The organism is Streptomyces sp. E2N166 (assembly GCF_003671715.1).
GTDB lineage: Bacteria > Actinomycetota > Actinomycetes > Streptomycetales > Streptomycetaceae > Streptomyces > Streptomyces thinghirensis.
Map to the genome: position 1 here is coordinate 239,047 of NZ_RAIF01000027.1, position 8,531 is coordinate 247,577.

General features: G+C 71.2%; 9 protein-coding genes, 2 tRNA genes and 2 pseudogenes. 11 read left to right on the forward strand and 2 right to left on the reverse strand.

The features are described from left to right. A pseudogene (locus EBH09_RS21635) lies at positions 1-844 on the reverse strand (hydrolase); the annotation flags it as partial. Positions 845-1,055: 211 nt separating this feature from the next. Here EBH09_RS21635 and EBH09_RS21640 point away from each other — a divergent pair. From EBH09_RS21640 to EBH09_RS21685, 10 genes and pseudogenes are all read left to right on the forward strand, one after another. Further along, positions 1,056-1,128, forward strand: a tRNA-Thr gene (locus EBH09_RS21640). Between the two features lie 46 nt (positions 1,129-1,174). Beyond that, positions 1,175-1,247 (forward strand) — tRNA-Met (locus EBH09_RS21645). A 90-nt stretch (positions 1,248-1,337) separates the two neighbouring features. After that, positions 1,338-1,502, forward strand: coding sequence for a 50S ribosomal protein L33 (gene rpmG / locus EBH09_RS21650; protein WP_003948671.1), 165 nt, complete (start codon positions 1,338-1,340; stop codon positions 1,500-1,502). Positions 1,503-1,616: 114 nt separating this feature from the next. Next, positions 1,617-2,069, forward strand: a complete 453-nt coding sequence (locus tag EBH09_RS21655; protein ID WP_121748624.1) for a MaoC family dehydratase N-terminal domain-containing protein — start codon at positions 1,617-1,619, stop codon at positions 2,067-2,069. 7 nt (positions 2,070-2,076) lie between these two features. Then, positions 2,077-2,505 carry a MaoC family dehydratase gene (locus EBH09_RS21660; RefSeq protein WP_121748625.1) on the forward strand — a complete coding sequence of 143 codons (429 nt, stop codon included), beginning with the start codon at positions 2,077-2,079 and terminating at the stop codon, positions 2,503-2,505. Between the two features lie 126 nt (positions 2,506-2,631). After that, positions 2,632-3,246 carry a dihydrofolate reductase family protein gene (locus tag EBH09_RS21665; protein WP_193776456.1) on the forward strand — a complete coding sequence of 205 codons (615 nt, stop codon included), beginning with the start codon at positions 2,632-2,634 and terminating at the stop codon, positions 3,244-3,246. An 86-nt stretch (positions 3,247-3,332) separates the two neighbouring features. Then, a complete protein-coding gene (locus EBH09_RS21670) occupies positions 3,333-3,905 on the forward strand; it encodes a TetR/AcrR family transcriptional regulator (protein WP_121748627.1) in 573 nt (190 codons plus the stop codon). A 139-nt stretch (positions 3,906-4,044) separates the two neighbouring features. Further along, the gene (locus EBH09_RS21675) at positions 4,045-5,520 is read left to right on the forward strand and encodes an MFS transporter (RefSeq protein ID WP_121748628.1); all 1,476 of its coding nucleotides are present in this window, start codon (positions 4,045-4,047) and stop codon (positions 5,518-5,520) included. A gap of 71 nt (positions 5,521-5,591) precedes the next feature. Further along, a pseudogene (locus EBH09_RS21680) lies at positions 5,592-5,971 on the forward strand (DUF3291 domain-containing protein). A gap of 104 nt (positions 5,972-6,075) precedes the next feature. Further along, entirely contained in the window at positions 6,076-7,131 is a 1,056-nt protein-coding gene (locus EBH09_RS21685; protein ID WP_121748629.1) for a UDP-N-acetylmuramate dehydrogenase, read from the forward strand. Between the two features lie 34 nt (positions 7,132-7,165). Here EBH09_RS21685 and EBH09_RS21690 read toward each other — a convergent pair whose 3' ends face one another. Further along, positions 7,166-7,798 carry an NAD(P)H-binding protein gene (locus EBH09_RS21690; protein ID WP_121748630.1) on the reverse strand — a complete coding sequence of 211 codons (633 nt, stop codon included), beginning with the start codon at positions 7,796-7,798 and terminating at the stop codon, positions 7,166-7,168. Positions 7,799-7,930: 132 nt separating this feature from the next. On the opposite strand from EBH09_RS21690, the gene EBH09_RS21695 reads away from it, so the two are divergent. Next, a complete protein-coding gene (locus tag EBH09_RS21695; RefSeq protein WP_121748631.1) occupies positions 7,931-8,527 on the forward strand; it encodes a TetR/AcrR family transcriptional regulator in 597 nt (198 codons plus the stop codon). Positions 8,528-8,531 lie beyond the last annotated feature (4 nt).

The following is an 8,531-nucleotide window of genomic DNA, read 5'->3' on the forward strand; positions in this document are numbered from 1 at the left end:
GGTCGACGGCGCCGCAGGCGCCCTGCGGCAGGCACACCACCGTCACCCCGGCCGCCGCGAGCCGGTCGGCGGCCTGGGAAGCCGCGTCGGCGGGCAGGCGGCCCAGCCCGTCGCAGGGGCCGAGGGTCACTCCGGGGCGCAGTCCGCCCGCCATCGCCGCCAGCCGGGCCAGCCGCACCGGGTCGGCGGCGTCCGTGTGCAGGTCGACCGGGCAGCCGTGCTCGGCGGCGACCTCCAGGGCCGCCTCCACGTACCCGGTCGGATCGGGGTCCAGGTCCGGGCATCCGCCCACCACGTCCGCGCCCATCTTGACCGCGTCCCGCAGCATCGCCAGCCCGTCGGCCCCGGCCACCCCGGTCAGCACCCTCGGCATCGCCACCGCGGTCAGCTCCGCCAGCCCGCGCAGCGAACGCCGCGCCCGCAGCACGGCGGTCAGCGCGCCCAGCCCCGCGACGTCGCCCACGCGCACGTGTGCCCGCAGCGCGGTCGCCCCGTGTCCCAGCTGGAGCAGGGCGGCCTCGGTGGCCCGGCGCTGGACGTCCAGGGGGGCGAAGGAGACGGGGCCGGGGGCGTCGGCCGTCAGCGCGGTGTCGCCGTGGACGTGGGGTTCGGCGGGGGCGGGGAGGAGCAGGTAGCCGGTGAGGTCCACGCGGGTGCCGGGGCCGGGTGTGCGGGCCGCCGTCAGGCTGCCGGCCGTGCCGACCGCCTCGATGCGCCCGCCGTGCAGCCGTACGTCCACGGTCCGGCCGTCGGTGAGCCGCGCCCCGGACAGCAGGAGCGAGCCGTGGTCGGCGGGGCCCGAGGGGGAGGGCGAGTGGGGCGGCTGCGGCTGGCTGTCGGGCATCGCGCTCCTCTGGGCTCGGACTGCGCAGTGGGGGACGCAAGATCACGCAGAGTGAGTCGAGCCTAGGACGGTGATCAGTCCGTGGCGCGGAGGAGCGCAATAGTCGTACCGGTGCGGTCTGCCGTCCCCGCGGCGGCGGGACGGGGCGGGACAGGGGCGGCGAAACGGATTTGGGCGATCGGCGGGCGACCGTGTAATGTCTTCATCGCTCGCCCCAATAGCTCAGTCGGCAGAGCGTCTCCATGGTAAGGAGAAGGTCAACGGTTCGATTCCGTTTTGGGGCTCTGGTGTGAGAGGTTCCCGTCGCAAGGCGGGGCCCGATCGCATCACAGCGGTGTAGCTCAGTCGGTAGAGCAAGCGGCTCATAATCGCTGTGTCACCGGTTCAAGTCCGGTCACCGCTACTTTCAGTAGCCGATTGCGGGGTCGGTCCTTCAATCGGCTACTCTTTCCTGCGTTAATACCATCAATCCGTTCGTCAAGGAGCACTTCACGTGGCTGCCACCGACGTCCGCCCGAAGATCACGCTGGCCTGCGTGGAGTGCAAGGAGCGGAACTACATCACCAAGAAGAACCGGCGTAACAACCCGGACCGACTGGAGATGAAGAAGCACTGCCCGCGTTGCAACGCGCACACCGCGCACCGCGAAACGCGATAAAACAGGCTCGTACACGAGGCCGTCCCCGAGGTTTGGGGGCGGCCTCGTGTCGTTTGGTAGCGGTACCCGAGACGGCACCCACAGCCGCACAGAGCAGCAGGAGGTTGCGAGCCCATGGCGCTCGACCAGTCGTTCGTGGGGCGGACCTATCCGCCCACCGAGCCCTACGAGGTGGGCCGGGAGAAGATCCGCGAGTTCGCGGAGGCGGTGGGTGACGCCAATCCGGCGTACACGGACACGGAGGCCGCGAAGGCGCTCGGCCATCCGGATGTGATCGCTCCGCCGACCTTCGTGTTCTCGATCACGTTCAAGGCGGCCGGTGAGGTCGTCGAGGACCCGCAGCTCGGCCTGGACTACAGCCGGGTGGTGCACGGCGACCAGAGGTTCGCGTACGTCCGTCCGGTGCGGGCCGGTGACCGGCTCACGGTGACCTCGACCATCGAGGCGATCAAGTCCATGGCGGGCAACGACATCCTGGACATCCGCGGCGAGGTCCACGACGAGGCCGGCGAGCACGTCGTGACCGCCTGGACCAAGCTCGTGGCCCGCGCGGCCGAGGAGGCGTGAGCATCCCATGACGGCGAAGGTCACTTACAGTGACGTCGAGGTCGGCACCGAACTGCCCGCGCGGAGTTTCCCCGTGAACCGCGCCACTCTCGTGCGCTACGCGGGTGCCTCCGGCGACTTCAACCCGATCCACTGGAACGAGAAGTTCGCCAAGGAGGTCGGCCTGCCGGACGTCATCGCGCACGGCATGTTCACGATGGCCGAGGCGATCCGCGTGGTCACCGACTGGATCGGCGACCCGGGCGCGGTCGTGGAGTACGGCGTCCGGTTCACCCGGCCGGTCGTGGTCCCGAACGACGACCACGGTGCCGTGATCGAGGTCAGCGGCAAGGTCGCGGCCAAGCTCGACGACAACACCGTCCGCGTCGACCTCACGGCCACCAGCGCCGGTCAGAAGGTCCTCGGCATGTCCCGGGCGGTCGTACGGCTCGCCTGAGAACGGGTGGCCGGTCCTCGTCCCCGGCGGTTGCGGCTGCCGGGAAGTGACGGGGCCGGCCGTGGTCCGTCCGGCACCCGCCATGCGTGAGCGATGAGTCCGGGTGCCGGGTCGGGTCTGTTCTGTATGACCCGAATCATCGCTGACATCTCGATATCCCTCGACGGTTTCGTCACCGGGCCCGGCCCCGGCCCGGACAGGGGTCTGGGCACCGGTGGGGAGGCCCTGCACACCTGGGCGTTCTCCGACGACCCCGACGACCGCCGGATCCTGCGCGAGGCGACCGCACGCTCGGGTGCCGTCGTCCTCGGCCGCCGGCTCTTCGACGTGGTGGACGGGCCGTACGGCTGGGACGACACGTCCGGCTATGGCGCCGGCGAGGTCGGCAAGCCCGCGTTCGTCGTCGTGACGAGCTCGCGGCCGGAGTCGGTGCGACTCACCCACCTCGACTGGACGTTCGTCACCACCGGTCTGCCCGACGCCCTCACCGCCGCGCGGGAGCGCGCCGAGGCGGCGTCGTCGGACGGCGGCGAGGACCTCGACGTCGTCCTCATGGGCGGCGGTGCCACGATCGGCTCGGCGCTCGACGTCGGGCTGGTCGACGGCCTGTCCCTGCACCTCGCGCCCGTGGTGCTGGGCGCCGGGACGCCGCTGTTCACCGGCGGAGCGCCGCGCACGCTGGTGCAGCGCAGCGTGACCCGGACATCGACCGCGACGCACCTCGCATACGACGTCCTGTGACGTCGTATGCCCTTCCCTGGCGACGGTGAGTGAGGGGTGCCGCGTGCGCCTTGACGGAGTTAGTGATTGAGCACTAACTTACTCGCATGGTCAGGATGAGTGCAGAGGAGCGGCGCGAGAGTGTCGTCCGTGCGGCGACGAGCGAGTTCGCCCGGGGTGGCTACTACGGAACGTCCACGGACGCCATCGCCAAGCGGGTGGGAGTCTCCCAGCCGTATCTCTTCCGGCTCTTCCCGAGCAAGAAGGCGATCTTCCTGGCGGCGGCGGAACGCTGCCTGCAGGACACCCGCCGGGTCTTCGAGGTGTCGTCCGACGGTCTGCACGGCGAAGAGGCCCTGCAGGCGATGGCCGAGGCCTACACGCGACTGATCGACGAGCAGCCCGAACGGCTCCAGATGCAGTTGCAGGTGTACGTCACGGTCGCGGCGGCGGAGGCGGCGGGGGATCACGAGTTCGGCGAGATGGTCCGCAAGGGCTGGCTGGATCTCTGGGACGCCGTACGCCTGCCCCTCGGCGGGGACGTCAGCGAGACGACGACGTTCATGGCGTACGGGATGCTCATCAACGCTCTGGCCGGCATGGGCTTCCCGCCCGGACACCGGGTCTGGGACGGTCTCCACCTCTCGGCACGGGTCAGGCGGGGCGAGGAAGAGGCGTAGGGGCGCACGGGTGCGGGCGGGCGCGCGGGGCGCGCACGCCGCGCTCGGGGCGGGGGCTTTCGCATGCCCCGCAAAGTTAGTCAGTAATTACTAACCAAACCGAATCGATCGCGATCACCGGACACCCTCTGGGGGAGAGATGTCGCAGAAAAGCACACGTCGTGGGGGAGTGGGCTGGGCCCTCGTCATCACCAGCGTCGCCGGTTTCATGGCGGCACTGGACAATCTCGTCGTCACCACCGCCCTGCCCGCCATCCGGGAGGACCTGGGCGGAGCCCTGCACGATCTTGAATGGACGGTGAGTGCCTACACGCTCACCTTCGCGGTGCTGCTGATGTTCGGCGCGGCCCTCGGTGACCGCTTCGGCCGACGCAGGCTCTTCGTGGCCGGCCTCACCGTCTTCACCGGTGCCTCCGCCGCCGCGGCCCTGGCGCCCGGTATCGACTCGCTCATCGCCGCCCGCGCGGTCCAGGGCGTCGGCGCGGCGATCATGATGCCGCTGACGCTGACCCTGCTGACGGCCGCCGTGCCCGCCGAACGGCGCGGGATGGCGTACGGCATCTGGGGCGCCGTCAACGGGCTCGCCGTGGCCTCCGGACCGCTGGTCGGCGGCAGCCTCACCGAGCACATCTCCTGGCAGTGGATCTTCTGGCTGAACGTTCCGCTGGGGCTCGCCCTGTTGCCGCTCGCCCGTCTTCGCCTCGCCGAGTCGTACGGCACTGGCGCCCCGCTCGACCTCCCCGGCACCCTGCTCGCCAGCGGCGGACTCTTCGGCATCGTCTACGGCCTGGTCCGCGGACCCGTGGACGGCTGGGACGGCCCCGTGGTGCTGACCGCTCTGTTCGCCGGCGCCGCGCTGCTGGCCGGCTTCGTCTATCACGGCATCAATCACAAGCACCCCATGCTGCCCATGAGGCTCTTCCGGTCCCGTGCCTTCTCCGGCATCAGCGCGGCGAGCCTGCTGATGTTCCTGGGGATGTTCGGTTCGATCTTCCTGCTCAGCCAGTACATGCAGGGCGTCCTCGGCTACTCGCCCACCGAGGCGGGCCTGCGCATGCTGCCCTGGACCGGGATGCCGATGCTGGTCGCTCCGATCGCCGGCATCCTCTCGGACCGGATCGGCGGGCGCCCGGTCGTCGCCGCCGGACTCTTCCTCCAGGCGGCGGGACTCGGATACCTCGCCTCCGTGATCACGACCGACGCCTCCTACGCCGTCCAGCTGCCCGGTCTGATCATCAGCGGAATCGGCATGGCCCTTTTCTTCGCTCCCGCCTCCGCCCTGGTGATGTCCAGCGTCGTGGCGAAGGAGCAGGGCATCGCGTCGGGCGCCAACAACGCCTTGCGTGAGGTGGGCGGCGCGCTCGGCATCGCGGTCATGGGCTCGATCTTCGCGGCGCAGGGCGGTTACGAGTCCGGACAGTCCTTCGTCGACGGGCTGCGGCCCGCGGTCGCGGTGGGCGCCGGAGTGGTGGCCCTCGGAGGCTTCGCGGCCCTCGTGATCCCGTCCCGCCGCCGGGACGACCAGGCGTCCACCGACGGGCCCGGGCCCGGGGCCGGACCTGCGCCGACAGCCGAACCTGTGCTCGTCCCGGACGGGGAAACGGCCTCCCGCTGACACACCCCGAGCGCGAAGCGACGCACGAGAAACAAGCCCGAGAAACAAGGCACGAGCGAAAGGAGTCCGACATGCCCACCCTTCCCTGGACGGTGCCGAACCGGCCGCCGCAGGCCACCGAGGTCCACGTCTTCGCCTCCCGCTTCGAGACCCGCACGCTGTGGGGAGCGCTGAAGTTCCTGGCGCGCACGCCGGGCGTGTGGCGCCAGGTCGGGGGCGCGCCCGGAGCGTACGGCGCCTCCCTGAGGCGGAGCCCTTGAAGCGGACGTTCTGGACGGTGTCCGCCTGGGAGTCGCCCGAGGCCCTCAAGGCGTTCGCGCACTCCGGCAACCACGCGCCGACCTCCCGAGGGCTGGCCGCGCAGATGCGGGACTCGAAGTTCGCCTCCTGGCCGGCATCGAGCGACGCGCTCCCGGTGAGCTGGGCGGAGGTCCCAGAGCGGCTGCGCTGAGGGCCGGGTACGGACGGATATGAGGACAGCAAACGCCCCGGCCGAACGCTCGGGGCGTTTCCCGCTGCCCCGGGCTGTCAGTGTCGTCTCGTAGTCTTGGGCGCGTGCAGGAACTCCACGACGCCCCCCTCGCCCCGCTGACCACCTTCCGGCTGGGAGGACCGGCGACCCGACTGGTCACGGCCACGACCGACGCCGAGGTGATCGACGCCGTCCGCGAGGCCGACGACACCGGCACGCCCTTGCTGCTCATCGGCGGCGGCTCCAACCTGGTCATCGGCGACAAGGGCTTCGACGGCACCGCCCTGCACATCGCCACACGCGGCTTCTCCCTCGACGGCACGACGCTGGAGCTGGCGGCCGGCGAGATCTGGACCGACGCCGTCGCCCGCACCGTCGAGGCCGGACTCGCCGGCGTCGAGTGCCTGGCCGGCATCCCCGGCTCGGCGGGCGCCACCCCCATCCAGAACGTCGGCGCGTACGGCCAGGAGGTCTCCTCGACGATCACCGAGGTGATCGCGTACGACCGCAGGTCCGGCGAGACCGTCACCCTCACCAACGGCGACTGCGGCTTCTCCTACCGCCACAGCCGCTTCAAGGCCGAGCCCGAGCGGTACGTCGTCCTGCGCGTCCGCTTCGGCCTGGAGGACGCCGACGGGCTCTCCGCGCCCCTCCGCTACGCCGAGACGGCCCGCGCCCTCGGCGTGGAGCCCGGCGAGCGGGTACCGCTGACCGAAGCCCGCGACACCGTGCTGAAGCTGCGCGCCGGCAAGGGCATGGTCCTGGACCCCGAGGACCACGACACCTGGTCGGCCGGGTCGTTCTTCACCAACCCGATCCTCACGGACGAGGAGTTCGCGGTGTTCCGCGCGCGCGTGGACGAGCGCCTCGGTACCGGCGCCGAGCCGCCCGCCTTCCCGGCCGGGGAGGGCCGCATCAAGACCTCCGCGGCCTGGCTGATCGACAAGGCCGGTTTCACCAAGGGCTACGGCACCGGGTCCGCCCGCATCTCCACCAAGCACACTCTCGCCCTCACCAACCGCGGCGAAGCGACCACGGAGGACCTGCTCGCCCTGGCCCGCGAGGTCGTCACCGGCGTCCGCGAGGCCTTCGGCGTCACACTGGTCAACGAACCGGTGACGGTCGGCGTCAGCCTCTAGCCGCAGCCGCAGCCGCAGCCCGAAGTCCCGCGTATCAGTACGCCATACCCACGCCCTGCTTCACGGTCCCCGCGTCCCCGGTCATCGCGAGCATCGCGTGGGCGACGTCGGCGCGGCCCATGAGACGGCCCTTGGACGGGAAGCCGCCGACCACCGTCCGGTACCGGCCGGACAACGGCTTGTCCTGCAGCCGAGGCGGCCGGGCGACCGTCCAGTCGGTGGCGCTGCGCGCCAGCTCGGCCTCCATGGCGCGCAGATCGGCGTAGATGTCCTTGAGAACTGCGGAGACGACCCCGCGCACGCCCCGGTCCAGCAGCCCGGCGTCCTGCGGCTCGGGCCCGACCGGGGCGGCACTGACGACCAGCAGCCTGCGCACGCCCTCCGCCTCCATGGCGTCGAGTACCGTCCGGGTCAGCCTGGTCGCGATCCCGGCGTCGGCGCGGCGACGTGCGCCGAGCCCGGACAGCACGGCGTCACGCCCGGCCACCGCCGGCCGCACCGCTGCCGGGTCGCTCAGGTCCGCGCGGAACACCTCCAGGCGCTCGCCGGTGACGGACAGCCGTGCGGGGTCCCGTACGACGGCCGTGACCTGGTGGCCGGCGTCGAGTGCCTGCCGGACGACTTCCTGGCCGATGCCTCCGGTGGCACCGAAGACGGTGAGCTTCATGGCGTACTCCGTTCCGCACGGCGGCGTGGCTGCGTATTGGCGACGGAACCGGTGGGTGAGTATTCACTCACCGGTCTGTCCTCTAGGGTGAGTAAGCACTCACCCACTCGTCAAGCCCCGGCAGGAGTAACCGTGCAGTCCGCCAAGCCGGCCCGGGAACGCATCCTGGACGCCGCCCACGAGCTGATGCTGACCGTCGGGCTGGCCCGCGCCACCACCAAGGAGATCGCCAAGGGAGCCAAGTGCTCCGAGGCCGCGCTGTACAAGCACTTCGCGAGCAAGGAAGAGCTCTTCATCCGCGTCCTGTCCGAACGGCTGCCGCGGCTGACTCCCTTGCTGCACGGCCTCGCCTCGGAGCCGGCCCGCGCTTCCCTGGAGGAGAACCTCACGGAGATCGCCCGCCAGGCCGCGCTCTTCTACGAACAGAGCTTCCCGATCGCCGCCTCGCTGTACGCCCAGACGCAGCTCAAGCAGCGGCACGACGACGCGATGCGGGAGCTCGGCACCGGGCCGCACCTGCCGATCGAGGGCCTCGACGCCTACCTGCGCACCGAGCAGGCCGCAGGACGGGTCCGCGCCGACGCGGACACCTTCGCCGCCGCGTCGCTCCTGCTGGGCGCCTGCTCGCAACGGGCGTTCGCCTACGACGCGACGCGTACCGGCGTCTGCCCACCGGTGGACGACTTCGCGCGGCGACTGGCCCGGACGCTACTCGCGGGGATCTGCTGAACTG

Coding starts and splice junctions, on each gene's coding strand:
- EBH09_RS21675 (WP_121748628.1), top strand. CDS start 4,045: ATGTCGCAGAAAAGCACACGTCGTGGGGGAGTGGGCTGGGCCCTCGTC.
- EBH09_RS21670 (WP_121748627.1), top strand. CDS start 3,333: ATGGTCAGGATGAGTGCAGAGGAGCGGCGCGAGAGTGTCGTCCGTGCG.
- EBH09_RS21665 (WP_193776456.1), top strand. CDS start 2,632: ATGACCCGAATCATCGCTGACATCTCGATATCCCTCGACGGTTTCGTC.
- EBH09_RS21660 (WP_121748625.1), top strand. CDS start 2,077: ATGACGGCGAAGGTCACTTACAGTGACGTCGAGGTCGGCACCGAACTG.
- EBH09_RS21690 (WP_121748630.1), bottom strand. CDS start 7,798: ATGAAGCTCACCGTCTTCGGTGCCACCGGAGGCATCGGCCAGGAAGTC.
- EBH09_RS21655 (WP_121748624.1), top strand. CDS start 1,617: ATGGCGCTCGACCAGTCGTTCGTGGGGCGGACCTATCCGCCCACCGAG.